This is a genomic window from Bradyrhizobium guangzhouense, assembly GCF_004114955.1.
Classification (GTDB): Bacteria; Pseudomonadota; Alphaproteobacteria; order Rhizobiales; family Xanthobacteraceae; genus Bradyrhizobium; species Bradyrhizobium guangzhouense.
On record NZ_CP030053.1, the window covers coordinates 752,277 to 776,740 of the forward strand.

At 64.2% G+C, this 24,464-nt stretch carries 23 protein-coding genes and 1 pseudogene; 10 read left to right on the plus strand and 14 right to left on the minus strand.

From position 1 onward, the window contains the following. Positions 1–32 precede the first annotated feature (32 nt). Entirely contained in the window at positions 33–1,898 is a 1,866-nt protein-coding gene (gene recQ / locus XH91_RS03630) for a DNA helicase RecQ (protein WP_128949315.1), read from the plus strand. 209 nt (positions 1,899–2,107) lie between these two features. Here recQ and XH91_RS03635 read toward each other — a convergent pair whose 3' ends face one another. After that, positions 2,108–3,124 carry a 1-aminocyclopropane-1-carboxylate deaminase gene (locus XH91_RS03635; protein ID WP_128949316.1) on the minus strand — a complete coding sequence of 339 codons (1,017 nt, stop codon included), beginning with the start codon at positions 3,122–3,124 and terminating at the stop codon, positions 2,108–2,110. A 159-nt stretch (positions 3,125–3,283) separates the two neighbouring features. On the opposite strand from XH91_RS03635, the gene XH91_RS03640 reads away from it, so the two are divergent. The 3 genes and pseudogenes from XH91_RS03640 to XH91_RS39330 all read left to right on the plus strand — a co-directional run. Further along, positions 3,284–3,748: an Lrp/AsnC family transcriptional regulator gene (locus XH91_RS03640; RefSeq protein WP_128949317.1), complete on the plus strand. Its 465-nt coding sequence runs from the start codon at positions 3,284–3,286 to the stop codon at positions 3,746–3,748. Positions 3,749–3,852: 104 nt separating this feature from the next. Continuing rightward, on the plus strand, positions 3,853–4,998 hold the full coding sequence (locus XH91_RS03645; protein WP_128949318.1) for a PLP-dependent cysteine synthase family protein: 1,146 nt from the start codon (positions 3,853–3,855) through the stop codon (positions 4,996–4,998). Positions 4,999–5,010: 12 nt separating this feature from the next. Further along, positions 5,011–5,118 (plus strand): annotated as a pseudogene (locus XH91_RS39330) (carboxymuconolactone decarboxylase family protein); the annotation flags it as partial. 15 nt (positions 5,119–5,133) lie between these two features. On the opposite strand, the gene XH91_RS03655 reads toward XH91_RS39330, so the two are convergent. From XH91_RS03655 to XH91_RS03665, 3 genes are all read right to left on the minus strand, one after another. Next, positions 5,134–6,714 (minus strand): sensor domain-containing diguanylate cyclase, encoded by a 1,581-nt coding sequence (locus XH91_RS03655; protein WP_128949319.1) that lies wholly within the window; start codon positions 6,712–6,714, stop codon positions 5,134–5,136. Positions 6,715–6,864: 150 nt separating this feature from the next. Next, positions 6,865–7,740, minus strand: a complete 876-nt coding sequence (locus XH91_RS03660) for a hypothetical protein (protein ID WP_128954709.1) — start codon at positions 7,738–7,740, stop codon at positions 6,865–6,867. A 223-nt stretch (positions 7,741–7,963) separates the two neighbouring features. After that, positions 7,964–8,899, minus strand: a complete 936-nt coding sequence (locus tag XH91_RS03665; protein WP_128949320.1) for an alpha/beta hydrolase — start codon at positions 8,897–8,899, stop codon at positions 7,964–7,966. A 149-nt stretch (positions 8,900–9,048) separates the two neighbouring features. Between XH91_RS03665 and XH91_RS03670 the strand changes: the two genes are divergently transcribed. Next, positions 9,049–9,936: a branched-chain amino acid aminotransferase gene (locus tag XH91_RS03670; RefSeq protein WP_128949321.1), complete on the plus strand. Its 888-nt coding sequence runs from the start codon at positions 9,049–9,051 to the stop codon at positions 9,934–9,936. 144 nt (positions 9,937–10,080) lie between these two features. On the opposite strand, the gene XH91_RS03675 is transcribed toward XH91_RS03670, so the two are convergent. Beyond that, positions 10,081–10,698 carry a class I SAM-dependent methyltransferase gene (locus XH91_RS03675; RefSeq protein WP_128949322.1) on the minus strand — a complete coding sequence of 206 codons (618 nt, stop codon included), beginning with the start codon at positions 10,696–10,698 and terminating at the stop codon, positions 10,081–10,083. Between the two features lie 51 nt (positions 10,699–10,749). Next, positions 10,750–11,343 (minus strand): polyhydroxyalkanoate synthesis repressor PhaR, encoded by a 594-nt coding sequence (phaR, locus tag XH91_RS03680; protein WP_128949323.1) that lies wholly within the window; start codon positions 11,341–11,343, stop codon positions 10,750–10,752. Positions 11,344–11,657: 314 nt separating this feature from the next. On the opposite strand from phaR, the gene XH91_RS03685 reads away from it, so the two are divergent. The 3 genes from XH91_RS03685 to yddG all read left to right on the plus strand — a co-directional run bounded on the left by XH91_RS03685 (position 11,658) and on the right by yddG (position 14,769). Next, positions 11,658–12,836: an acetyl-CoA C-acetyltransferase gene (locus XH91_RS03685; protein ID WP_128949324.1), complete on the plus strand. Its 1,179-nt coding sequence runs from the start codon at positions 11,658–11,660 to the stop codon at positions 12,834–12,836. A 236-nt stretch (positions 12,837–13,072) separates the two neighbouring features. Next, complete coding sequence (phbB, locus tag XH91_RS03690; protein ID WP_128949325.1) at positions 13,073–13,798, plus strand: acetoacetyl-CoA reductase; 726 nt, start codon at positions 13,073–13,075, stop codon at positions 13,796–13,798. Positions 13,799–13,899: 101 nt separating this feature from the next. Next, positions 13,900–14,769 (plus strand): aromatic amino acid exporter YddG, encoded by an 870-nt coding sequence (gene yddG, locus XH91_RS03695; RefSeq protein ID WP_128949326.1) that lies wholly within the window; start codon positions 13,900–13,902, stop codon positions 14,767–14,769. Between the two features lie 7 nt (positions 14,770–14,776). On the opposite strand, the gene XH91_RS03700 is transcribed toward yddG, so the two are convergent. Next, positions 14,777–15,199, minus strand: coding sequence for a cupin domain-containing protein (locus tag XH91_RS03700; protein ID WP_128949327.1), 423 nt, complete (start codon positions 15,197–15,199; stop codon positions 14,777–14,779). 51 nt (positions 15,200–15,250) lie between these two features. After that, positions 15,251–16,018 (minus strand): hydroxyacylglutathione hydrolase, encoded by a 768-nt coding sequence (gene gloB / locus XH91_RS03705; protein WP_128949328.1) that lies wholly within the window; start codon positions 16,016–16,018, stop codon positions 15,251–15,253. Positions 16,019–16,126: 108 nt separating this feature from the next. Between gloB and XH91_RS03710 the strand changes: the two genes are divergently transcribed. Continuing rightward, positions 16,127–16,873, plus strand: a complete 747-nt coding sequence (locus XH91_RS03710) for a methyltransferase domain-containing protein (RefSeq protein ID WP_128949329.1) — start codon at positions 16,127–16,129, stop codon at positions 16,871–16,873. 59 nt (positions 16,874–16,932) lie between these two features. Here the strand turns inward: XH91_RS03710 and XH91_RS03715 are convergent, their stop codons facing one another. Together XH91_RS03715 and prmC are read right to left on the minus strand one after the other, a co-directional pair. Next, positions 16,933–17,721 carry a DUF4167 domain-containing protein gene (locus XH91_RS03715; RefSeq protein WP_128949330.1) on the minus strand — a complete coding sequence of 263 codons (789 nt, stop codon included), beginning with the start codon at positions 17,719–17,721 and terminating at the stop codon, positions 16,933–16,935. 463 nt (positions 17,722–18,184) lie between these two features. Next, complete coding sequence (gene prmC, locus XH91_RS03720) at positions 18,185–19,078, minus strand: peptide chain release factor N(5)-glutamine methyltransferase (RefSeq protein ID WP_128949331.1); 894 nt, start codon at positions 19,076–19,078, stop codon at positions 18,185–18,187. Between the two features lie 92 nt (positions 19,079–19,170). On the opposite strand from prmC, the gene XH91_RS03725 reads away from it, so the two are divergent. Next, positions 19,171–19,596 carry an HIT domain-containing protein gene (locus tag XH91_RS03725; RefSeq protein WP_128949332.1) on the plus strand — a complete coding sequence of 142 codons (426 nt, stop codon included), beginning with the start codon at positions 19,171–19,173 and terminating at the stop codon, positions 19,594–19,596. Here the strand turns inward: XH91_RS03725 and XH91_RS03730 are convergent. The 4 genes from XH91_RS03730 to XH91_RS03745 all read right to left on the minus strand — a co-directional run bounded on the left by XH91_RS03730 (position 19,593) and on the right by XH91_RS03745 (position 24,450). Then, positions 19,593–20,291 (minus strand): ABC transporter ATP-binding protein, encoded by a 699-nt coding sequence (locus XH91_RS03730; RefSeq protein WP_128949333.1) that lies wholly within the window; start codon positions 20,289–20,291, stop codon positions 19,593–19,595. The genes XH91_RS03725 and XH91_RS03730 overlap by 4 nt on opposite strands. After that, positions 20,288–22,129: a branched-chain amino acid ABC transporter ATP-binding protein/permease gene (locus tag XH91_RS03735; RefSeq protein WP_128949334.1), complete on the minus strand. Its 1,842-nt coding sequence runs from the start codon at positions 22,127–22,129 to the stop codon at positions 20,288–20,290. The genes XH91_RS03730 and XH91_RS03735 overlap by 4 nt, the downstream gene beginning before the upstream one ends. Positions 22,130–22,140: 11 nt before the next feature. Then, on the minus strand, positions 22,141–23,016 hold the full coding sequence (locus XH91_RS03740; RefSeq protein WP_128949335.1) for a branched-chain amino acid ABC transporter permease: 876 nt from the start codon (positions 23,014–23,016) through the stop codon (positions 22,141–22,143). A 99-nt stretch (positions 23,017–23,115) separates the two neighbouring features. Continuing rightward, the gene (locus XH91_RS03745; protein WP_128949336.1) at positions 23,116–24,450 is read right to left on the minus strand and encodes a substrate-binding protein; all 1,335 of its coding nucleotides are present in this window, start codon (positions 24,448–24,450) and stop codon (positions 23,116–23,118) included. Positions 24,451–24,464 lie beyond the last annotated feature (14 nt).

Genomic DNA, 24,464 nt, shown 5'->3' on the forward strand with positions numbered 1-24,464 from the left:
TTGTGACGAATCTCGCAAAGCCCGACGCGCCCATGTCCGTCCCTTCTACCGCTCCACTGCCAGCGCCGGCCGATGGCCGCGATGCGCTGTCTGTGCTGCATTCCGTGTTCGGCCTGCCGGGTTTTCGCGGGGCGCAGGGCGAGATCGTCAGGCACGTGACTGACGGCGGCAATTGCCTGGTGCTGATGCCGACCGGCGGCGGAAAATCGTTGTGCTATCAATTGCCGTCGCTGTTGCGCGAGGGCTGCGGCATCGTGGTCTCGCCACTGATCGCGCTGATGCGTGACCAGGTCGCCGGCCTGATCGAGGCCGGCGTCAACGCCGCCGCGCTGAACTCGTCGCTGTCGTTCCAGGAGGCCTCCGAGATCGAGCGCCGCCTGATCGCGGGTGACCTTGATCTGCTCTACGTCGCGCCGGAACGGCTGGTGACGCCGCGCTGCCTGGCGATGCTGGCGCAGGCCAAGGTGGCGCTGTTCGCGATCGACGAGGCGCATTGCGTCTCACAATGGGGGCACGATTTCCGGCCCGAATATGTCGGCCTCTCCGTTATCGCCGAGCGCTTTCCAGATGTGCCGCGCATCGCGCTGACTGCGACCGCAGATGAGCTGACGCGGAAGGAAATCGTCCAGCGCCTCCAGCTGACCGACAGCCCGCAGTTCGTCTCCAGCTTCGACCGGCCCAACATCCGCTACGAGATCGTCGACAAGCGCAACGCGGTGTCGCAGCTGAAGGATTTCATCCGGGAACGGCATGCCGGCGACGCGGGCGTGGTCTATTGCCTGTCCCGCAATCGGGTCGAGGAGGTCGCCGCAGCTCTCGACGAGGCCGGCATCGCCGCGCTGCCCTATCACGCCGGTCTCGACAGCAGTGTGCGATCGCGCAACCAGGATCGTTTCCTCAACGAGGACGGCATCGTCATCGTAGCGACCATTGCGTTCGGCATGGGCATCGACAAGCCCGACGTGCGCTTCGTCGCCCATCTCGACCTGCCCAAGAGCATCGAGGCCTATTACCAGGAAACCGGGCGTGCCGGGCGCGACGGCAAGCCGTCGGCGGCCTGGATGGCCTATGGCCTCTCCGACATCGTGCAGCAGCGCCGGATGATCGACGAGTCCAGCGGCTCCGACGATTTCAAGCGCGTGTCGATCGGCAAGCTGGACGCGCTGGTCGGCCTCGCCGAGACCGCGCAGTGCCGGCGCAGACGGCTGCTCGCCTATTTCGGCGAGGAGGTCGGCGCCGAGGTCTGCGGCAATTGCGACAATTGCCTGATGCCGCCGAAGATGCGCGATGGCAAGGTGCTGGCGCAAAAACTTCTGTCCTGCGTCTATCGCACTGGGCAGCGTTTCGGCGCGATGCACCTGATCGACGTGCTGATCGGGCGCCTGACCGACAAGGTGACGCAGTTCGGCCACGACAAGCTGTCGGTGTTCGGCATCGGGCGCGAGCTCAACGAGAAGCAATGGCGTACCGTGTTGCGGCAGCTGGTGGCGATGGGGCATTTGCAGGCCGACAGCGAAGCCTTTGGCGCGATGAAGCTGACGGAGACTGCGCGGGGCGTGCTGCGTGGCGAGACCGAAGTGTGGCTGCGCGAGGAAGCAGCTGGCACGCGCGTCCGCGCCAGCCGTGCCAAGTCGCGCCGCGGCGAACTTGCGCCCGCAGCGAACACGCCGCAGGGCGATGTCGATCCCGAATTGCGCGCGCGACTACGGTCCTGGCGCTCGGATGTGGCGCGCGAGCGCGGCGTGCCCGCCTATGTCGTGCTGCACGATGCCACCATTGACGGCATCGTACGGGCCTGGCCGACGACGCTCGACGAGCTGCGCAATGTCCCAGGGATCGGCGACAAGAAGCTCGAGCATTATGGCGAGGAGCTGTTGCAGATCGTCAGGACGCGGTAGGGGCGCGAAGCCCATCTCCCTCCACACGTCATCCCGGACAAGCGCGCCCAAAGCGCGCGCAGATCCGGGATCCATAACCACAGGGCGACGTTGTTACGGCACGCTGGCAACCACGAGTTTTCGCAAACGATTGCTGCGGCGTATGGGTCCCGGTCTGCGCTACGCTTGCCCGGGACGACACAGGTGTATGAGGCGAGAGCTGGGCTACCCTAGCCGTTCCGGAACGCGTATCCGTAGCCATTCAGCGCAGGCGCGCCGCCGAGATGGGCGTAGAGGACCTTCGCGCCCTTCTCGAAATAGCCTTTCTTGGTCAGGTCGATCAGGCCCTGCATCGATTTGCCTTCGTAGACAGGGTCGGTGATCATCGCTTCGAGCCGTGCGGTGAGACGGATCGCCTCCTTGGTCTCTTCCGACGGCACGCCATAGGCTGGATAGGCATAGTCCTCGATCAGCACGACGTCGTCTGCAACGACGTCCTTGCCGAGCTCGACGAGCTTCGCCGTGTTCTGGGCGATCGAGAGCACCTGCGCCTTGGTCTGATCGGGGGTGAACGACCCATCGATGCCGATCACCTTTCGCGCCCGGCCGTCGTCGGCGAAGCCGACCAGCATGCCGGCATGAGTCGAGCCGGTGACGGTGCAGACGATGATGTAGTCGAACTTGAAGCCGAGCTCTTTTTCCTGCTTACGCACTTCCTCAGCGAAGCCGACATAGCCGAGGCCGCCGAATTTGTGCACGGACGCACCGGCGGGAATCGCGTAGGGCTTGCCGCCCGCAGCCTTGACGTCCTCGACGGCCTGCTCCCAGCTCTTGCGGATGCCGATGTCGAAGCCGTCATCCACCAGGCGCACGTCGGCGCCCATGATGCGCGAGAGCATGATGTTGCCGACGCGGTCATAGACGGCGTCCTCATGCGGCACCCAGGCTTCCTGCACCAGGCGGCACTTCATGCCGATCTTGGCCGCGACGGCGGCGATCATGCGGGTGTGGTTCGACTGCACGCCGCCGATCGAGACCAGCGTATCGGCATTCGAGGCGATCGCATCGGGAATGATGTATTCGAGCTTGCGCAGCTTGTTGCCGCCATAAGCGAGACCGGAATTGCAGTCCTCGCGCTTGGCGTAGATCTCGACATTGCCGCCGAGATGTTTCGACAGCCGCTCCAGCTTCTCGATCGGGGTCGGGCCGAAGGTGAGCGGATAGCGCGCAAATTTGTCCAGGTTCATTTGATCGTCCCTGATGGCGTTGTGTCTGGGATGTGACTAGCACTGCAATGCAAAAAGGTGCTTTCGAATATTGCACTTCTATTGCACCAGACATTGCGTATTTTGCGCTGGTTGCTATGATTTCTTCCAAGTTTCTGTCATTATCCGGAAGTTTCTTCCATGTCGGCCCGGCTTGATCGTATCGACCTCAAGATGTTGAGATTGCTGCAGAATAACGGGCGGCTCAGCAACGCCGAGCTGGCTGAAACAGTCGCGATCAGCCCTGCCACCTGCCATCGCCGGACCCAGCGCCTATTCGAGGATGGGTTTATCGCCACGGTTCGCGCCATGGTGGCGCCGAAGAAGGTGGCGAAGGGCACGCTGGTGATGGTCGGCGTCGTGCTCGACCGCTCGACCCCGGAGAGCTTTGCCAGCTTCGAGCAGGCGATCGCCAAGCTCAAATTCGTGCTCGACTGCCACCTCGTCGCCGGCGATTTCGACTACTTCCTCAAGATCCGCGTCGGCGACATGGAGGATTTCAACCGCATCCATGGCGAGCAACTGATCGCACTGCCCGGTGTCCGCCAGACCCGCACCTTCTTCGTCATGAAGGAAGTGGTCGACAACGCGCCGCTGGAGTTTTGAGCCATCGCGTTTTCAAGCGACGCCTCGGGTTCGCGTCATGAAAACGCGTCAAACAATAATCCAGAGCTATTGATGTGCGATGCGCATCATGAGAGATTCATCTGATGCCTCCGCTTCCCTTTCGCCAGCATGATCCCATGGCGCCGGCCTACCGGCGCGGCTGGGTGGACGAGGCGGTCGCTGCGATCGAGGCCGATCAGTGCCGCACGGCCGACACTCATCTGATCCGTCTGATCGTGCCGGCGCTGTCAGGCATCGACCTCTATCTGAAGGACGAGTCCACGCATCCGACCGGCAGCCTGAAGCACCGGCTGGCGCGCTCGCTGTTCCTCTACGCGCTCTGCAACGGTCATATCCGCGAAGGCACGCCCGTGGTGGAGGCGTCGTCGGGCTCGACTGCGGTGTCGGAAGCCTATTTCGCAGAGATGATCGGCGTACCCTTCTATGCCGTGATGCCTCGCACGACCTCGGCCGAGAAGATCGCTGCGATCGAGCATTATGGCGGCAATTGCCATCTGATCGACGATGGCCGCACGCTCTATGCGGAAGCTGCCGCACTCGCGACCCGGTTGAACGGCCACTACATGGACCAGTTCACCTTCGCCGAGCGCGCCACCGACTGGCGCGGCAACAACAACATCGCTGAATCGATCTTCACGCAGTTGAAGGGCGAGCCGCGCCCGCTGCCCGACTGGATTGTGATGGGGGCAGGCACCGGCGGCACATCGGCCACCATCGGCCGCTATCTGCGCTACCGCCAATATCCGACGCGGCTCTGCGTCGCCGATGTCGAACATTCCGCCTTCTTCGATTGCTTCCGCGCGCAGGATCGCTCGCGTGTCTGCGAACGCCCCTCGCTGATCGAAGGCGTCGGCCGCCCGCGCTGCGAGCCGTCCTTCGTGCCCGGTGTGGTCGATCGCATGATGAAGATCCCGGATGCGGCGAGCATCGCCGCGATGAACGTGCTATCGCGCCGGCTGCGCCGCGCGGTCGGCGGCTCCACGGGTACCAACTTCCTGGCGCTGTGCCGGCTCGCCTCGGAGATGCGTAAGGCAGGCCAGACAGGATCACTGGTGACACTGATCTGTGATTCCGGCGAGCGCTATCGGCAGACCTATTACGAACCTTCCTGGCTCTCCGCGCGCGGTCTCGACCCGGCACCGTTTGAGGCGGCCCTGTCGTCGTTCCTCGAGACCGCGCAGCCACTGGCGCTCGAGGTCGACGACGTCGTCAATCCGCAGAATGCATGACGCCCTAAAGGCGTCTTCCGGTTCGGCGAGCACGGCGCCGCGGAACTGTCCTGTCTTGTCGGGGTCTATTGCATTGTCTCGGTGACGCTGAACACCTTCGACGTGCCGCTGCCGGAGTAGATCGGCTGCGAACGATCACTCCGCGGCCTTGCTTGCAGGCCGCGGAGGCGCGAAGGCGATGCAGCGGTTTCGGCCTTCGTTCTTGGCCTGGTAGAGCGCCTGATCGGCCGCGCCCATCAGCGCGTCGATGCCGGACATGCTGACGGTGGCCTCGGCAATGCCGATGCTGACGGTGACCCCGAACTGCGCCTGATGCGCTTTCAACCGGATCGCCATCGCGCGTTTGCGGATTCGCTCGGCGACGAGCCTGGCGCGTGACAGGCTGGTCTCGGGCAGCAGAACCGCGAACTCCTCGCCGCCGATGCGGCCGACGAGATCGGACTTGCGCTTGCCCTCGTTGCATGCGGCGGCAACGGCCTTGATCGCCTCGTCACCGACCGCATGACCGTAGCGGTCGTTGACCGACTTGAAATGATCGATGTCGAGCATCAGGACCGAGACCGAGCGGTAGTAGCGCTGGAAGCGACTCCACTCCGCATCGAGCGCCCCCAGGAAATGCCGGCGATTGTACAGGCTCGTCAGCGGATCGGTGGTCGCCAGCCGCTCCAGCATGGCGGCTTTGTTGGTGAGATCGGTGATATCGACATAGGTCAGCATCCGGCCGCCATTCGACATCGTGGTGCAATGAGCCCTGATCCGCCGCCCATCGGGCGTTTGAAGGTCGCGCACGTGATCGCCGGCTATGACCTCGGCAACGCGCTTGCCCGGGAATTTAGCCAGCTCGCTCGCCGCCAGGTCGGGTGCGCTCGCGCGCTGCACGCGGCTCACCAGCGCAGCATAGGCCGGGCGTCTGGCGGCCTCCTCTTCGCTCACCTCCCAGAACCGGCGCATGCGCAGATTCATGAAGCTCGCGTTCAAGTCGGAATCGAGCAGGAGCACGCCGTCCTGAACATTCTCCAGGGCATCCCGCAGCAGCTTCAGCTCGTCCGAGGAACGGACGATGTCGGTAACAGGCGTATACGTCAGCATGCGTCCGCCGTCCGGCAAGGGCGTGCATTGGACGCGCACGACATCGCCGTTGGTTCGGCGCACGTCGATCGGCGTCGGATCGCCCGCCTCGATCACGCGGACGCGCTCGATCACGTGGGCCTCGAGGGCGGGGTCCGGCACCTCGTAGGCTCCGATGTCGCGCCCGTGATGAAGCAGCGTGAGAATGGATGGATTGCTGTCGGCAACCTGGTCAGGCAGATGCCACATCTCGCGAAACGACCGGTTGATGAGGCGCGCCCTGAGATCGGCATCGAGCAGCACGATTCCGGTCGGCACGTGATCGAGGGCCGCACGCAGCGCCAGCATTTGGGCGCGCATCAACGCGTCGGACGAGCGATCCCGTTCCTCGCCCGTCGCCTGCTCGCTGCCTGGCTGTTCGAAGGCAACCCCGACCTGACGGTCCGACCGCCAGATCACGCGGCAGGCGAGAGTCTCGCGCCCGGCAAGCCTGAGCTGGAACCGTTCGGGAACGCCGAGACCGCTCTCCATTTCGAGCGTCGCGGCCTCTTCGGACAGCCGGCGCACGACGCAGTCGATCGACGACTGGCCGAAATTGAAGAAGATTTTCCCAGCAAGGAACGTCCGTTCCGTGACCAAGCGGGACATCCGTAGCCTCCAGTGCGAACACGCCAAGCGAAAAGCCGCCTCAGTGTCGCGCAAGGTTACTTGCGGCAATGTAACGCGCTCGACGTTTTTGGATGAGGATTAACGTGGGGTTGACGCGGTGTTTACAAAAAAATCCACCGCGGCCCGCGGTCAGTTGCGCACGGCGTAAAGCGGTGTGCGCAGGGTCACCTGATAGGACGGTTTCGGCATCCACGCGATCTGCGCCGTGATGCCGAACAGGCGGTTGTCATTGTCGTCCATGCGGTCGAGGTCGAGCCGCAGGATCGGCTGGGTGAAGGCATCAGCCAGAGGCCGGCCCGCGAGTTGGGCGCCGCCGAACGACTGCACGCCGAGGCGACCGATGAACTTCCAGTTGCTCGGCCATTGGTAATAGCCGCCGGCATAGAGGATCGTGTTCGGCTTGATGCGGGCGAACTGGCTGGCGATGTCGGTGTTGGTGTATTGCACGCCGGCGAGCCAGCCCCGCGTCTCGTCCTCGTCCAGCGCGTAGTCGAATTCCAGGACATGGTTGAACGAATTCGTCATGCCCTGTTCGTTCGGCACCGACTGCGTGAGGGTGGATTGCAGCGTGATGGTCGGGATCTTGCCGCCGTTCTGCTGGTAGAGATCGGCCTGCACGCCGATATTCCAGCTGGTGATGTCGAAGGACGACCAGCCGCCGCCGATATCGGTCGATGAGCCGGAGACGCCGCCATAGAGGGAAACGCGATCGCTGACATCCACGGTCAGCGGCAGGTCGACGGCGATCGATTTCGCGGCCGGTAAGCCGTTCGGCAGTGTCACGCCACGTAGCGCCGCCAGCGCCTCGAACGCGGCTGAGAGTGAGGTGTTGCCGAAGCCAAGTCCGAGCGTGCCCGCCGGGATCGTCGCATAGGTCGTGCGGAGATCGAGATAGATGTTGGGTATCGCTGGCTTTGCCCGTGCGTCCTCATCCTCCGCGTCGGTGGCACGGGCGGCGCCGGCCGACGTGGCCAGACACAACAATCCGATCGTAGCAGCCCGCAAAGCCCAACGATGCGATGGATCGTGATGTGACACGTGACAATCCGGCGCGTGGTGATCTGAGCAAGAAATTGTCGTTAGATGGAGCCTGATCGCCCGTGTGGTCAAGCGCTATCGCAAGCGATAACCGGTTTGGATGCACGCGGTGACCTTGCCGTGATCGCACTGACACATTCGCCGGCCGGAGTGCAGGCTCGTGCTCGACGCGAGAGCGTGCCCTGCGTGCCTATTTCTCGACCGCGCGCCTGACCTGCTCCCCGATCTGCGACAGCACGAGCTGCGCCTGCGGCAGGATCGCGCCCATGGCGTGGAAATTGTGGACCATGCCGTCGTGGCAGACGTGCTCGACTACGACGCCCGCGGCGAGCAGCTTGCGCGCATAGGCATTGCCCTCGTCGCGCATCGGGTCGAACTCGGCGGTGTGGATGATCGTGGTCGGCAGGCCTGCGAGACGCGTCGCGCGCAGCGGCGAGATGCGGGGATCGGCCGCATCCAGCCCCTCGGGCAGATAATCGGACAGATCGGCCTCGATGGTGGCGCGGTCGATCAGATGACCTTCCGCGAACGCTTCACGCGAGGGGGAAACCGCCTCGAAATCCAGCACCGGGCAGACCAGGCATTGTGCGGCGATGGAGAGGCCGGCGCTCTGTACCGCCTCCTGGCATACGATCGCCGCCAACGTGGCGCCGGCGGAATCGCCGCCGACCACCAGCCGCTCGGCATCGATGCCGAGCGAGGAGGCTTCGCGCGCTACCCATTCGGTAGCCGCGATCGCGTCGTCGACGGCAGCGGGATATTTGTGCTCGGGGGCGAGGCGATAGTCGACCGACACGAGACGGCAGCCGGTCGCATGCGCCAGCGCCGCCGCGATGCGGTCATGCGTCGCAATGCTGCCGGCGACGAGCCCGCCGCCATGAAAGAAGACGAAGCCAGGCGCGGAGGGCCCGGCAGACGCTGGCGAATACAGCCGATAGGGCAGCTCTCCGCCGGGGCCGGGCAGCATGCCGTCGGAGGCGATCACATCGGGCGCGTCGGCCCGCGCAAACTGCATCAGCTTGGCCAGCGATTGTCGCCGCACCTCGACGCTCGGCCGGCTCCGCGCCTGGGGCGCGGCTGCGGCCATCATGGTCAACAAGCGCTTCGCGAGTGGATCGAGCGGCATGGGAAACTCCGTGACATCCAGGCATTATAGCCGGTTTGGTCGCGCTATTGTCTCGATCTCGGTTCGGGGCAAGAGTTGATGCTTCACCGCAGCAAATCGTTTAGAAATTAGGACAATAGTGCCCGGATATTTTCGAGGGGAGGCTTGCCATGGCCGAGATCAAGAAGCCGATCGACTATTCGCCGAGCTGGACCTTCTTCGAAGGCAAATGGCACGAGGGCAATGTGCCGATCATGGGGCCGCGTACGCATGGCGCCTGGCTCGGCTCGGTGGTGTTCGACGGTGCGCGTGCCTTCGAAGGCGTCGCGCCCGATCTCGACCGTCACATGGCCCGTGCCAATCAATCCGCGATCAATTTCGGCCTGAAACCTGTGGTCGATGCCGACACCTGGTTGGCGCTCGCGAGCGAAGGCATCGCGCGCTTCGCACCGAATGCCGAGCTCTATATCCGTCCGATGTACTGGGCGCAGAATGGCGCCGGTGGCGGCGTGCTGTTCGATCCCGAGACCACCAATTGGTGCCTGTGCATCTACGAGGCGCCGATGCCAAAGCCGACGGGCAATGCGATCACGCTGTCGCCGTTCCGCAGGCCTACCGCCGAATGCGCGCCGGTCGACGCAAAGGCCGCCTGCCTCTATCCGAACAATTCGCGCGCCCTTGCCGAAGCCGCCTCGCGCGGCTTCCAGAACGCGCTGATGCTCGACCTGCTCGGCAACGTCGCCGAGTTCGGCAATTCCAACGTGTTCATGGCCAAGGACGGTGTTGTCTTCACGCCGGCGCCGAACGGCACCTTCCTCAATGGGATCACGCGCCAGCGCGTGATCAGCCTGCTCCGCGCCGACGGCGTCACGGTGGTCGAGAAGACGCTGCGCTATCAGGATTTCCTCGCCGCCGACGAGATTTTCTCGACCGGCAATTTTGCCAAGGTCGCGCCCGTGATTCGTATCGACGAGCGCGAGCTGCAGCCGGGTCCGTTCTACACCAAGGCGCGCAAGCTCTACTGGGACTTTGCCCATGCGGTGAAGCTGGCGGCGTAGGCGCGCCCGCCAAGGACTCCGCTGTCATCGTCCGACTTGATCGGACGATCCCGTATTCCAGAGACGGTTGTGATTGAATCGATGGGCCGCGGCGTATTGGATGCCCCGGTCAAGCCAGGTCAGGCCGGGGCATGACACCTGTGTCTAACGGCTTCTTTTGAACCGGCTGAACTGAAACGCCTGTGTCGACTGCCACGGCGTGTGATGCGTCTCGCTCCGCGTCTCGACCAGCTCGAAGTCGGGCCCGAGCTCGCTTGAAAGGCTTGCGCTGTCGTGCCGTTGCACCGGCAGGCCGCTGCATTTCTCCGGGCCGTCAGGCGCGAACGTCGCGATGATCACGTGTCCGCCCGGCACAATCGCCGACCGCAGATGCTCGACATAGGCCGCCCGGTCATGTGGATCGGTCAGGAAGTGAAACGCGGCGCGATCATGCCAGACGTCATAGCCCTTCACCGGCCGCCATGTGGTGGCGTCGGCGACGATCCAGTCGATTTTCGAGGCGGCCGTACCGATTCGCTTCTTGGCCGCATCGAGCGCATTGGCCGACAGATCCAGCACCGCGAGATTGCGATATCCGTCCTGCAGCAGCGCATCGACCAAGCGCGATGCGCCGCCGCCGACGTCGATGATGGCTGCGTTTTGATCGGGACTGGCCGCCCGGACCATCTCGAGCGAGATCGCCGGATTGTCCTGAAACCAGCTGACCTCGGCCTCGTCCTTGGTGGCGTAGACGTTCTGCCAGTGCGCCGTGCGGTCGGACATGGCGGCTCCCTCAGCGTCGTGCCATGCGGCCGCGGCAGAGCGAAGGAGAGACTATTCGTCCTTCTTCGACATCCGCTCGAGGCGCTCCTGCATGTCCTTCATCTGCTGGCGCAGGTCGTCGATGTTGGTGTCCGTCGCCGCCGGGGCGTTGGCATCGGGCTCCGGCTCCGGGGCTGTCGGGCGCCCCGTGGAGGGGGCGAATGGCTTGAACATCGAGAAGGTCTGCTGGAACAGCTCCATGTTGCGGCGGACCTGCTCTTCCAGTGGCGCGAAGGGCGTGCCGGACAGCGTGTTGGCGATCTGCTTGCGGAACTTTTCCTGCTCCTGGGTCAACGTCGCGATCGACTGCTCCAGATATTTCGGCACCACCATTTGCATGCTGTCGCCGTAGAAGCGGATCAGCTGGCGCAGGAAGGTGGTCGGCAGGAGGTTCTGGCCGGCCTTGTTCTCCTGCTCGAAGATGATCTGGGCGAGCACGGAGCGGGTGATGTCGTCGCCAGTTTTGGCGTCGTAGACCAGGAAATCTTCGCCGTCCTTGACCATGGCAGCGAGGTCTTCGAGCGTCACGTAGGTGCTCGTTCCGGTGTTGTAGAGCCGGCGGTTCGCGTATTTCTTGATCGTGGTGGGTTGGTCTGATTTCGCCATGGGCTCTCACTTGCAAGCGCGGAGAACAGGAACCTGCAGGGCTATGCCGCAGGGCGGGAAGAGTACGCAACGCAACAAAATAAGCATTTTCAAAGGGCTCACGCTACCGTTTTGTGCGGCACGGTTAATCGCGGAGCAAAATCTTGCTTGCGAAAGCGCCAAGAACGCTATTTTGAATGCGCTGCGGCATGAATTCGGTCGCCGGCCGATTGACATGCCTCAACGACGTTAACAGGATGGCTCACGAGACTGGCGAACGCTTTTCCAGCCCCGCCGCCCCCTCTACACAGAACCTCAAGCCTCAGGAGATGCCCATGTCAGACGATGTCGTCATCGTCAGCGCCGCCCGCACCCCGGTCGGAAGCTTCAACGGAGCCTTCGCGACCCTTCCCGCACACGACCTCGGCGCCGTCGCCATCAAGGCCGCGCTGGAGCGCGGCGGCATCGAGCCCGGTCGGGTCTCGGAAGTCATCATGGGCCAGATCCTGACCGCTGCCCAAGGCCAGAACCCTGCCCGCCAAGCCTCGATCGGTGCCGGTATTCCGGTGGAGAGCCCGGCCTGGGGTGTGAACCAGCTTTGCGGCTCGGGCCTGCGTACCGTCGCGCTCGGCTATCAGGCGCTGCTCAACGGCGATTCCGAGATCGTGGTCGCCGGCGGCCAGGAGTCCATGAGCATGGCTCCGCACGCCCAGTACCTGCGCGGCGGCGTCAAGATGGGCGCGGTCGAGTTCGTCGATACCATGATCAAGGACGGTTTGTGGGATGCCTTCAACGGCTACCACATGGGCAACACCGCCGAGAACGTCGCGCGGCAGTGGCAGATCACCCGTGCCCAGCAGGACGAGTTCGCGGTCGCCTCGCAGCAGAAGGCCGAAGCTGCGCAGAAGGCCGGCAAGTTCAACGACGAGATCGTCCCTGTCACCATCAAGACCCGCAAGGGCGACGTGGTCGTCAGCGCCGACGAATACCCGCGCCATGGCGCTACGATCGATGCGATGGCCAAGCTCAAGCCCGCCTTCGAGAAGGACGGCACGGTTACCGCAGGCTCGGCCTCCGGCATCAATGACGGCGCCGCCGCCGTGGTGCTGATGACCGCCAAGCAGGCCGCGAAGGAAGGCAAGAAGCCGCTCGCGCGCATCGTGTCCTGGGCGCAGGCCGGCGTCGATCCGAAGATCATGGGCTCTGGCCCGATCCCGGCTTCGCGCGCCGCGCTGAAGAAGGCCGGTTGGAGCGTCGGCGATCTCGATTTGATCGAGGCCAACGAGGCCTTCGCGGCGCAAGCCTGCGCCGTCAACAAGGACCTTGGTTGGGACACCTCCAAGGTCAACGTCAACGGCGGTGCGATCGCGATCGGCCATCCGGTCGGCGCGTCCGGCGCGCGCGTGCTGGTGACGCTGTTGCACGAAATGCAGAAGCGTGATTCGAAGAAGGGTCTTGCCACGCTGTGCATCGGCGGCGGCATGGGTATCGCGATGTGTCTCGCGCGCGACTAAAGCTGACATCTGACTGACGGGTGCGCTGCACACGTCAGTGAGTGCGTTGCACGCGATTAAAAAGGCAGCGGTTGCAAATCAAATATTCTTCGCAACCGCGCAAGCCTCGACTAAATACAAACGCCCGGCTCAACGCCGGGCGTTTTGTTCTTGATGTCCGTCAAACCAACCGCATAATCCATCGTTAAAAAGCGATCACCAGAAACGTCCGAAGAGTCCAAGGGAAGGAATACGATATGGCACGAGTTGCATTGGTGACGGGTGGTACGCGCGGCATCGGAGCTGCGATCAGCAAGGCGCTGAAAGCGGCGGGCTACAAGGTCGCGGCGAGCTACGCCGGCAATGATGCTGCGGCGGAGAAGTTCAAGGCCGAGACCGGTATTGCCGTCTACAAATGGGACGTCAGCAATTTCGATGCCTGCGCCGAAGGCGTGAAGAAGGTCGAGGCCGATCTCGGCCCGGTCGAGGTGCTGGTCAATAATGCCGGTATCACCCGCGATACGGCCTTCCACAAGATGACCCTCGAGCAGTGGAACGCCGTCATCAACACCAATCTCGGCTCGCTGTTCAACATGACGCGGCAGGTGATCGAGGGCATGCGTTCGCGCAAGTTCGGCCGCATCATCTCGATCTCGTCGATCAACGGCCAGAAGGGCCAGTTCGGCCAGGTCAACTATTCCGCGGCGAAGGCCGGCGACATCGGCTTCACCAAGGCGCTCGCGCTCGAGAACGCCAAGGGCGGCATTACCGTCAACGCGATCTGCCCCGGCTACATCAACACCGAAATGGTGCAGGCCGTGCCGAAGGAGGTCCTGGAGAAGAGCGTGATCCCGCAGATTCCGGTCGCTCGCCTCGGCGAGCCCGAGGAGATCGCGCGCGCGGTCGTGTTCCTTGCTGCCGACGAAGCCGGTTTCATCACGGGCTCGACGATGACCATCAATGGCGGTCAGTATCAGGCCTGACGGGACATCAAGCCTGTAGCGCTGAGCGAGACAAGGCGATAGTGAAGACGCAAATGCCCGGCCTCGTGCCGGGCATAAGCGTCCTCAGAGCCTTTTGATCGATGACCCCGCGCGCTGCCACACTGATCGGATTGACCGCCATCCTGATGTGGTCGCTGCTGTCAGTGATGACGGTGGCGACCGGCAAAATCCCGGCGTTCCAGCTCGCCGCCATGACGTTCGCAATTGGTGGCCTCGTCGGGCTGTTCACCTGGATCGGCCGCGGTGACGCCGCGAAGAGCCTGCGTCAGCCGCTGGTCGTGTGGATCGTCGGCGTCGGTGGCCTGTTCGGTTATCACGCGCTGTATTTCCTCGCCCTGCGCTTCGCGCCGCCGGCCGAAGCCGGCCTTCTCAATTACATGTGGCCGCTGCTGATCGTGCTGTTCTCGTCCTTCCTGCCGGGCGAGCGGCTCGCCATGCATCACGTCATCGGCGCGGTGCTCGGCCTCATCGGCACGGTGTTGCTGTTTGCCGGCAATACGTCGGGCTTCGCGCCGGGCGCGGTGCCCGGCTTGATTGCGGCCTTCATCGCCGCCTTCGTCTGGGCGACCTATTCGGTGCTGTCGCGGCGATTGAAGGCAGTGCCGACCGATGCGGTCGCCGGCTTCTGCCTCGCCACATCGCTGCTCGCAGTGCTGATGCATGGTCTGCTCGAAACCACGGTTTGGCCCGAGACCATTTTGCAGTGGTTCGCGGTGATCGGGCTCGGCATCGGCCCGGTTGGTGCGGCTTTCTACGCGTGGGACATCGGTATGAAGCGCGGTGACATCCGCGTGCTCGGCGCCGCGTCTTACGCGACGCCGCTGCTGTCGACCGGATTCCTCATCGCTGCCGGCTTCGCAAAGGCCAGCGCCAACATCGCAGTCGCCGCCATCCTGATCGCCGGCGGTGGCCTAATCGCAGCGAAGGACATGGTGCTTCGGAAGCGGTGATGGCTGGCTAGGGCTCCCAGCCCTTCGGCGCGAGCTCGAACTTTGCGAACTCGAACGCCGGCGCGACGGTGCAACCGACCAGCGTCCATTCGCCTGTGGTCTCCGCCATCTGCCAGGCGTGCGCCGGCACGATCGCCTGCGGCCGCTCGCCCCTCACGAGATCGGTGCCGAGCCGCACCTCATGCTGCGAGCAGCCCTCATGGGCGATGCGAAGCGTCAAGGGGCTGCCGGAATAATAGTGCCAGGTCTCGACCGCATCGATCCGGTGCCAGTGCGAGCGCTCGCCGCGCGCGAGCAGGAAGTAGATCAGGGTCGAGCGCGACCGGCCGTTGGCGTCGGTGGTCTGGTCGCGAAAGGTCTCGCGGTAATGGCCGCCCTCGGGATGCGGGCGGAGTTCGAGGCGCGCGATGATCTCGGCTGCGGTCGGCATCGATCCCCGTCAGGATTTAGTCTTCAGGACGTGTGCTTCGGGACTTGGGCTTCAGGACTTGTTCTTGCGCTCGCGCAGCTCCCCGAACACTGCGGCGGCATCCGCGCCCTTCATGTGTAGCCTGGCTGCGACCGACGGTTCATCGGCTCGCAGGAACACGTTTGCTCGCTTCTCATCACCAAGCAGTGAGGGAATCGTCGGCTTGTTCTCCGCCCGCAGCCTCGCAACCTCCGTCGCCCGCGCCTGGAGCGCCGCATTGTCGGGCTCCACCGTGAGCGCGAATTTGACATTCGACGCCGTGTATTCGTGACCGCAATAGAGCTTGAAATCGTCGGGCAGAGCACGCAGCTTCAACAGCGAGTCCCACATCATCGGATAGTTGCCCTCGAATACGCGGCCGCAGCCGATCGAGAACAGCGTGTCGGCGGCGAACAGCGTCTTCTCGGTGTCGAACACGTAGGAGATGTGGTCGAGCGTATGGCCGGGCGTCTCCAGCACGCGCCCCAGCAGCTTGCCGACCTTGACCACGTCGCCATTGGCGACGCGCAGATCGACGTTTGCGATCTTCGTCGTCTTGTCATGCGGCGCGACGACGCGGCAATTGTATTTCTGCTTGAGCTCGGCCACCCCGCCGACGTGATCGCCATGATGGTGGGTGATCAGGATGTCGGTGAGCTGCCAGCCCTCGCGCTCCAGCGCCTTGATGATGGGGCCGGCTTCGGGGGCGTCGATCGACGCGGTTGCCTTGGTCTCCACATCGTGGATCAGATAACCGAAATTGTCGTTTAAACAGTTGAAAGTACGAATTTCGGCGGCCATGACATCTCCATCGCGCTCAGCCCCGCCAGACAAATATGGCGTTAACGTTGCGCAGGCAATGCAATATTCCGCGCGCAGCGGCCACCTCGTGCATGTTACATTGCCGTCATGACCATCGACGTCGTCGACCTCAGAGAATTCTATTCCCGCCGCCTCGGCATCGTGGCGCGACAGATGATCAATCGCGGCATCAGGGAACGCTGGCCGGGCGCGGAGGGCCAGCGCGTGCTCGGCATCGGCTATCCGACGCCCTATCTCGGGCTGTTCCGCGAGGACGCGGAGCGCTGCATCGCCTTCATGCCGGCAGCACAGGGCGTGTTGAAATGGCCGACGGGGCGGCCCGCGCTGGCCGCACTGGTCGACGAGTTCTCGCTGCCGCTCCCGGACGCCGCGGTGGACCGCATCCTGCTGGTCCATGCGCTGGAGATGTCGGATGATCCGGCCGCGCTGCTGCGCGAGGTCTGGCGCGTGCTGTCGCCCTCCGGACGCGTCATTGCGGTGATTCCGAACCGGCGCGGGGTCTGGACGCGCAGCGACAACACGCCGTTCGGCCACGGCCGTCCTTATTCACGCTCGCAGATCACGGACCTCTTGCGCCAGACCTGGTTCACGCCAACAGGCTGGGGCGAGGCGCTGTTCATGCCGCCTTATGCCGGCCGCTGGGTGCTGAAATCGGCGCAGATGTGGGAGCGCGCCGGAGCGGCGCTGTCGCTGCCGTTCGCCGGCGTCCACATCGTCGAGGCGACCAAGCAGGTCTATCGCGCGATCCCGGCCAAACGCGAACGTGCCAGGCTGATTCCCTCGTTGGCGAAGCCGGTGCTGGTGCCGTCCTCGACCACGATGAGGCGGGGCTAAAAGCAAATCGTCCCGGCGAGGCCGGGACGATCGCAATCCATCAAGGTCGCAGGTCGGGCTTACTCGCCCGGGGCAAGATCGTCGCTGGTTGCGGCCGGAGCTGCCTCGCGCTCGGGACGCGGGCCGTTATGCGGCCGCCGCCGCCGCCGCGGATAACGCTCGCCACCGCCGCCATTGCCACCTTCGAAGCCGCCCGGCGCACCGTTGGTCTGCGGCTGCGCACCGGTGATGAAGGACGGCAGGCGATCGACGCTGCCGGCGTCGGCGACGACAGGCTGCGGCTGGTTCGGAGGCTGCGGCTGCTGATGATATTGCGGCTGCGGACGATGCTCGCGCTCGCGATGTTCGCGCGGCTGCTGATCGCGCTGATAGGGCTGCTGGTTCTCGCGATTGTCGCGCGGCTGGTAGTCACGCTGGTGATCGCGCTGGCCGTCGCGGTCGCGCATGAAGGGCTGCTGCTGCGGCGGCTGCGGAACGAAGCCGGGTTCCTGGCCGAAGGCCGAGAAATTCTCGCCGTCGTCCTCGCCGTCATCGCTGCTGGTGCTGATGGGCTCGTCGCCGCGCGGCTGCTGGTTCTGGCGGAACTGCTCCTGGGCCGCCGCGATCAGGCGGAAATAATGCTCGGCGTGCTGGTAGTAGTTCTCGGCGGCAACCGGGTCGCCCGAGGAACGCGCGTCACGTGCAAGCTGAAGATATTTTTCGGCGATGTGGGAGGCGGTGCCGCGGATCTTGATGTCGGGGCCGTTCGATTCGTAGACCCGGGTCATCGGGTTCTGGCCACGTCGGTTGTTGTTATTGTTGTTATTGTTGCGGTTGCGCATCCGCTGCTTGTTCTGACCGTTTCTCATGTCCTGCCTTTAATTCCAGCCCTAAAGGTTGCACGCATTACTGATTGCTAGGAGTGACCTGCCGACAGCGGTTCACAGGCCTCGCGCGCACCGCGCGCAAGGGCGGCTTGAACCCTGCCAATGTTCGTCGACCGTCGCGTTCAACAAAGACGCGTTCCCCACCCGCCAGCATTCTTTGCCAGCGAACCCATTCATATCGCCTGCCGAAACAAGCCCAGCTTTGTTGCGTAAGTCTTCAAGCGCAATATCAGGCTTTCGTTCACGTTGCGGTCGGAGAGCAGCGCAGCTCCAATGGCCATCGCGCTCAACAGGACCTGCGGCTTGGAACCTATAATCAGTAAAGCTCTCGCCCGAGAGCCCGGCTTTCGCCCGTAGGTCTACGGGGCCGGCACCGATGTGTTGACCGGAACGTAGTCGTTCCCACGGGATATTCCAAGAGGTTTTTTCGAGCCCAATCCGGCTTTTATGGGGGCATTTTTCGGGCCGAGACGGCCCTTGGAATGCCCCCCAGGTCTGCCTTAGGGGGCCTGTCGATCGATAACGCGGCGGCTGCCATCAAGGTTTCAATATTCCCGGCCTGGCCCTGGCCCGCCTCGACGATCAGGGCTCCGCCGGGGATGAGCAGGCCGGCGGCCTGGGGAATCAGGGCGCGGTAGGCATCGTATCCGTCATTGCCGCCATCCAGCGCCAGATGCGGATCGTGCTCGCGGACCTCGATGCCCAATTTCGGAATCTCCCCTGCGGGAATATAGGGCGGGTTCGACACGATCAGATCGAACGGGCCGCGAAGGGCCGCTGCGTAGGAGCAGGCGACGAAGTGGGCGCGATCGGCAAGGCCCAGGGCGGCGGCATTGCCTCTGGCGGTATGAAGCGCGGTCAGGCTGAGATCGGTGCCGACACCGAAGGCATCGGGAATCTCGTGCAGCAGCGCAAGCAGGATCGCGCCGGATCCGGTGCCGATATCGGCAATGCGCGGCGGATGGGAGGCGCCGTGCTCGCGAAAATGCTCGAGGGCACGCTCGACCACCGTCTCGGTATCAGGGCGGGGGACCAGGGTCGCTTCCGACAAACGAAACGGCAGGCCCCAAAATTCCCTGGTGCCGAGAATGCGGGCGACCGGCTCATGTGCGAGCCTTCGCTGCGCGTAGCCCTCGAGCCGCGCAGCCTCCTCTGGCGTGAGCTGTCGGTCCGCCTGCCTGATCAGGCCAGTCAGATCGAGTCCCAGCGCCCCACCGACGAGCAGGCGTGCATCGAGGGACGGCTCCTCGATGCCGGCTGCTTGCAGCAGCATCGAGAGCGCGCGCCGGGCGCTCTCGATGCTCTGTCCGGAATCGAAGCCTGTCGCCAAGGGAACCATCCTGCCTGGCATCGTGGATAGATCGGCTGCCTCGCTTGCGTCAACGGAAAGGAGCGCGTTTGATCGCACCGCGCAGCGAGGGAGGGACATCCATGACCGCCTATGACGATCAGAATGTCTTTGCGAAGGTCCTGCGCGGCGAGATTCCCTGCTTCGAGGTGTTCAGGGACGAGCGCAGCCTCGCCTTCCTGGACATCATGCCGCGCTCGCCCGGGCATGCGCTGGTCATCCCAAGGGCGCCGGCGCGCGGCATTCTCGACATCACCGACGACGATCTCGCCGCGGTTATCAGGACCGCCAGGCGGATCGCCGTTGCCGCGATGAAGGCGTTCGACGCCGAGGGCATCATCCTGCAGCAATTCAGCGAGCCGGCCAGCGGGCAGGTGGTGTTTCACCTGCACATGCACGTGATGCCGGTCAGGGCCGGCGTCGAGCTGCTGCCGGCACAGACCCGCAAGGAAGACATGGCCGTGCTCGCCGATCACGCCAAGCGGTTGATCGCGGCGCTTGCGAGTTAAACGCCGAGATAGCGCTGGAGCAGCTCGGGCTGGGCCTTGAGCTCCTGCGCCGGCCCCTCATGCACGATGTGGCCGTTGTTGATGATGTAGATCCTGCTCGCCAGCGCCAGTGTCGCCGCCAGGTTCTGCTCGACCAGCACGATGGTCTGGCCGGCGGCCGCGAGCTCGCGGCAAGCCTTGACGAGGTCGTGGACGATGACCGGCGCCAGTCCCTCGAACGGCTCGTCCAGCAGCACAATCTTGGGATCGCGCACCAGCGCGCGGGCGATCGCCAGCATCTGCTGTTCGCCGCCGGAGAGCTCGGTGCCGCGGTTGCTGCGCCGCTCCTTCAGCCGCGGAAACATCTCGTAGATGCGGCCGAGCGGCCAGCGCTTTGGCGCCGTGATGCCGGCAAGGAGGATGTTCTCCTCCACCGACAGGCTGCCGAAGATGCGGCGCTCCTCGTGCACGAGCTGCATGCCGGCTTGCGCGATCTTGTGGCTCCGGCGGCCGGCGATGTCGATGCCGTCGAACTTCACGCTGCCGCTGCGCGGGGGCACCACGCCCATCAGGCTCTTCAGTGTCGTGCTCTTGCCGGCGCCGTTGCGGCCGAGCAGCGCCACCACCTCGTGACGTTCGACATGCATGGCGACGTCGAACAGGATGTGCGAGTCCCCGTAATAGCTGTTCAGGCCATGGACCTCGATCAGGCTCATGCGGCGATCTCTCCGTGCACGCCGCCGAGATAGGCTTCCTGCACCGCGGCGTTGGTCTTGATTTCCTCGGGCGTACCGGAGACCAGCACGCGGCCCTCCTGCAGCACCGTCACGCGCTCGACGAGCTCGAACAGCGAATCCATGTCGTGATCGATGATGATCATGGTTCGGCCGCGCGCGATCGATTTGAGCAGCTTGACGGTCTCGATCCGCTCGCGCGGGCTCATGCCGGCGAGCGGCTCGTCAAGCAGCAGGAGGCGCGGGGACGTCGCGAGCGCGAGCCCGATCTCCAGCCGGCGCTTCTCGCCATAGGCAAGCTCGGATACGGGCGTGTCGGCGCGGCGGGTCAGGTTGACGAGCGCGAGCGTGTGCTCCACCTGCTCCGTCAGACCCTTGACGCCGGCAAGCGTACGGAACAGGTCGAGCCGGAATTTCCCGCGCAGCTCCGCGAGGGCTGCGATCGTCAGGTTCTGCCGCACGGTCAGCCCAGTGAAGAGCTGATTGACCTGGTAGCTCTTGGTGAGCCCGAGCTGGCAGACGTCCGTGACCTTCAGTCCCGTGATGTCGCGGCCCTCGAACACGATCTGCCCCGACGTCGGTGCGATCTCGCAGGTCAGCATCTTGAAGAAGGTCGATTTGCCCGCGCCATTGGGACCGATGATGCCGCGCAGTTCTCCCTGGTCGACGCTGAAGTCGATATCGCTGTTGGCGACGAGGCCGCCATAGCGCTTGGTGAGCCCGGTGGCTTTCAGGATCGGGCCGGAATAGGCGGGATGTTCGACCTCCTTGGCCTGCATCGGGGCAGGTGGAGCTTGTAGCGGCGTCTCGACTTCAACCTCCTCCGTCTCCGCGGCTTTCCGGGCGCGCTTGCCGGAGACGAGGCCGTAGAGATCGACCAGGCCGCCGACGATGCCGCCGCGCAGGAAGCAGACCAGCAGCACGAACACGACGCCGAGCACGAGCTTCCAGGCCGCTCCCAAGCCCAGCGCGGACTGCAGGAAATCCTGAAGGAACAGCCAGACGGTTGCGCCGACCAGCGGACCGAACAACGTGCCCCTTCCGCCGATGGCAGTCTGCATCACGAGCTGGCCGGACGTATCGAACGTGAAAGCGTCCGGCGGCATGAAGGCCTGGAGCACGCCGAGCAGGCCGCCGGCGAAGCCTGCGTAAGCGGCTGCGATCACGAAGGCGGTCAGCTTGTAGCCGTGGATGTTGTGACCGACGGCGGTGGCACGCAGCGGATTGTCCCTGATGGCGCTGAAGATGGCGCCGACCGGCGAGCGCACGATTTTGAGCGCGATGACGACGCCGATGAAATAGCACAGCGCGATGAACTGATAGAGCGACCAGCCATTGGTGAAATGGATGGTGGTGAAGCCGAGATTGAAGCTCGGCGTCGGCACGCCCGGCAGGCCGTTCTCGCCGCCGGTGAAATCCGAGAGCGGATTGAACTCGACGAAGAAGAACACTTCCGCGATCGCCACCGTGATCATGGCGAAGTAGATGCCGGTGCGGCGCAGCGCGATCAGGCCGATCAGGTAGCCGGTCGCCGCCGCCGCGATCATGCCGATGATCAGCGCGCCCAGCACGTTGCTGAAGCCGGCGCGGGTCAGCAGGTAAGCAGCGACGAAGCCGCCGGTGCCGTAGAAGGCGGACTGGCCGAACGACAACAGGCCGGTGAAGCCGAACAGGATGTCGAAGCCGAGGCCGAACAGGCCCCAGACCAGGATGCGGTTCACCGTGTTCGGCGCGAAGCCGAGATGAGGCAGCACGAAGGGAGCCACGATCAGGCCGATGGCCGTCAGCGTCTCGATCAGGAACGGGCGTTGCTTGAGCATCAGCGGATCACTTACTCACGGCCCTGCACGCCGAGCAGGCCATGCGGTCGCACCACGAGCACGAGCGTCATCGCCGCAAACAGCATCACATAGGCATAGCCGGGGTTGAACATGGAGGTGACGCTGATGATCTCGCCGGCGATCAGGCCGCCGAGAATCGCGCCGGGGAACGAGCCGACGCCGCCGATCACCACCACCACGAAGGTCTGGACCAGGATGTCGTCGCCGATGCCCGGGGTCAGCGACACCACCGGCGCATTGACGATGCCGGCAAAGCCGGCGGCCATGGCTCCGATGCCGAACACGATCATGAAGACGCGGTAGACGTTGATGCCGAGCGAATCGACCATCACCGAATCCTCGATGCCGGCGCGCACGATCATGCCGAGGCGGGTGCGGTAGAGCACGATGAACAGCGCGCCAAGGGCGACCGCGACGATGCCGACCACGGCGAGGCGGTAGGTCGGATAGAACATGAAGCCGAGATTGGTGATGCCCTGGAACAGCGCCGGCGGCGGTACGATCTGCGACTGGCTCGAAAAGATCAGGCGCACGAGCTCGACGAAGCAGATGCCGAGTCCGAACGTCACCAGCAGCTGATCCTCGTGCGGGCGGTGATAGAAGTGCCTGATAATGACCCGTTCCATCGCCACGCCGAGCAGCATCACGAACAGCGAGCCGGCGATGACGGCGAGGATGAAGGATTCCGTGTACTGGTAGGTAACGAAGCCGGCATAGCCGCCGATCATGAACATCGCGCCATGCGCGAGGTTGAGCACGCCGAGCGTGCCGTAGATGATGGTCAGGCCGGAGCTGATCAGCGCGAGCAGGGCACCGAGCGCCAGTCCGTTGAAAAGCTGCGAAACGAGATTGGGCCAACTGATCATGCAACAATCGCTGTCGTGACGCGCACGGGGCGTGCGTCAAAAAAGGTGACGCCGCAGGTCCAGAGGTTGGCCTGCGGCGTCACAGGGGTTAGCTCGGGATCAGGTGTAGTCGCCGAGATGGCAACCGAAGGCGTCGGGCTTCTGCATCAGGCCTTCGCCCGGGACGATCTCGACGACGTCGTACCAGTCTTCCTTGTTCTTCATGTCTTTCTGCTGCTTGCCCTTGACGATGATGACGGGGCGGACGCACTGGTGATCCTCGGGGCGGTAATGCACGTCGCCAACGAGCGAGGGGATGGTCTCCCCCTTCTCGTAGGTCTTGATCACATCGGGCGGATTGAAGCTGCCGGCTTCCTCGCACATCCGGGCCCAATGCGCGAAGCTGACATAGGCGTTCTCGGCGCCCCATTCCGGCTTGTAGCCGTACTTCTTCTCGAAGGCCTCGTTGAACATCTTGGCCAGCGGGAACTTGTCTTCGATCGTCCACCAATAATCAGTCGCGGCGTAGACGCCCTGCATCAGGCCGCCGGTGTCGCGTGCGATGAACGGCACCTGGTAGGGCACCACCAGCTTCATCTTGTCGAGCACGCCGAATTGCTTGGCCTGCTGGGTCGACAGCACCGCGTCGTGGCCCCAGTTGACGTTGATGAGCACGTCGGCACCGGAATTGGCGACGTTCAGCAGATAGGACGAATAGTCGGGTGCACCGAGCGGGGCAACCTGGTTGGTGACGGTTGTCCAGCCGGCCGTCGCAAGGAAGTCCTGCATCGACTTGGTGACGGTGTGGCCGTAGGTGTAGTCGGGCGTCAGATACGCGGCCTTCTTGCCCTTGCCGAACTCGCGCACCATCACCGGGCCGATCGCGGCCGCGGCGGTCTGGCCGAAGAAGTTCTGGCGGACGCCGTAGCGCACGCAATCCTTGCCGGTGGTGTCGTTCGAGCCGGAGATGCCGCAGACGAACAGCACGTGCTCGCGCTGGGCGAGCTTGTTCAGCGCGACCGCCACGGCGCTCGAGGTGCCCCCGGTGATCATGATCGCCTTGTTCTCGCTGATGAAGCGCTGCTGCGCCTGCACCGCTTCGTTGGGCTTTGCCGCGGAATCCGCGACGCCGAATTTGAGTTCCTTGCCGAGCACGCCCTTGCTGGTCTTCGGCGAGATCTTCTTGATCAGCTCATGGCCTTCATTGATGTGCTCGATCGCGAGCTGGTAGCCCTTGAGCTCGTCCTCGCCCTGCACGGCATAGGTTCCGGTGCGCGGCACCGAGATGCCGATGAAGGCGGTGGAACCCGACACGCCCGCGGGATAGGAGCCGATCGCCGGCTTGTCGTCGGCGAAGGCCGGCATCGTCGGCAGCATCGAGCCGCCGATGAGGCCCGCCGTGGTTTGGAGCAGGCCGCGGCGCGAAAGGTGGCGGCGGATGAGATCGTCAGTCATGGTCGTTTCCTCCG

Bases quoted from the DNA above. Each gene is read 5' to 3' on its own strand.
- recQ (WP_128949315.1), top strand. From the start codon at position 33: ATGTCCGTCCCTTCTACCGCTCCACTGCCAGCGCCGGCCGATGGCCGC.
- XH91_RS03635 (WP_128949316.1), bottom strand. From the start codon at position 3,124: ATGAACCTGGACAAATTTGCGCGCTATCCGCTCACCTTCGGCCCGACC.
- XH91_RS03640 (WP_128949317.1), top strand. From the start codon at position 3,284: ATGTCGGCCCGGCTTGATCGTATCGACCTCAAGATGTTGAGATTGCTG.
- XH91_RS03645 (WP_128949318.1), top strand. From the start codon at position 3,853: ATGCCTCCGCTTCCCTTTCGCCAGCATGATCCCATGGCGCCGGCCTAC.
- XH91_RS03655 (WP_128949319.1), bottom strand. From the start codon at position 6,714: ATGTCCCGCTTGGTCACGGAACGGACGTTCCTTGCTGGGAAAATCTTC.
- XH91_RS03665 (WP_128949320.1), bottom strand. From the start codon at position 8,899: ATGCCGCTCGATCCACTCGCGAAGCGCTTGTTGACCATGATGGCCGCA.
- XH91_RS03670 (WP_128949321.1), top strand. From the start codon at position 9,049: ATGGCCGAGATCAAGAAGCCGATCGACTATTCGCCGAGCTGGACCTTC.
- XH91_RS03675 (WP_128949322.1), bottom strand. From the start codon at position 10,698: ATGTCCGACCGCACGGCGCACTGGCAGAACGTCTACGCCACCAAGGAC.
- phaR (WP_128949323.1), bottom strand. From the start codon at position 11,343: ATGGCGAAATCAGACCAACCCACCACGATCAAGAAATACGCGAACCGC.
- XH91_RS03685 (WP_128949324.1), top strand. From the start codon at position 11,658: ATGTCAGACGATGTCGTCATCGTCAGCGCCGCCCGCACCCCGGTCGGA.
- phbB (WP_128949325.1), top strand. From the start codon at position 13,073: ATGGCACGAGTTGCATTGGTGACGGGTGGTACGCGCGGCATCGGAGCT.
- yddG (WP_128949326.1), top strand. From the start codon at position 13,900: ATGACCCCGCGCGCTGCCACACTGATCGGATTGACCGCCATCCTGATG.
- XH91_RS03700 (WP_128949327.1), bottom strand. From the start codon at position 15,199: ATGCCGACCGCAGCCGAGATCATCGCGCGCCTCGAACTCCGCCCGCAT.
- gloB (WP_128949328.1), bottom strand. From the start codon at position 16,018: ATGGCCGCCGAAATTCGTACTTTCAACTGTTTAAACGACAATTTCGGT.
- XH91_RS03710 (WP_128949329.1), top strand. From the start codon at position 16,127: ATGACCATCGACGTCGTCGACCTCAGAGAATTCTATTCCCGCCGCCTC.
- XH91_RS03715 (WP_128949330.1), bottom strand. From the start codon at position 17,721: ATGAGAAACGGTCAGAACAAGCAGCGGATGCGCAACCGCAACAATAAC.
- prmC (WP_128949331.1), bottom strand. From the start codon at position 19,078: ATGGTTCCCTTGGCGACAGGCTTCGATTCCGGACAGAGCATCGAGAGC.
- XH91_RS03725 (WP_128949332.1), top strand. From the start codon at position 19,171: ATGACCGCCTATGACGATCAGAATGTCTTTGCGAAGGTCCTGCGCGGC.
- XH91_RS03730 (WP_128949333.1), bottom strand. From the start codon at position 20,291: ATGAGCCTGATCGAGGTCCATGGCCTGAACAGCTATTACGGGGACTCG.
- XH91_RS03735 (WP_128949334.1), bottom strand. From the start codon at position 22,129: ATGCTCAAGCAACGCCCGTTCCTGATCGAGACGCTGACGGCCATCGGC.
- XH91_RS03740 (WP_128949335.1), bottom strand. From the start codon at position 23,016: ATGATCAGTTGGCCCAATCTCGTTTCGCAGCTTTTCAACGGACTGGCG.
- XH91_RS03745 (WP_128949336.1), bottom strand. From the start codon at position 24,450: ATGACTGACGATCTCATCCGCCGCCACCTTTCGCGCCGCGGCCTGCTC.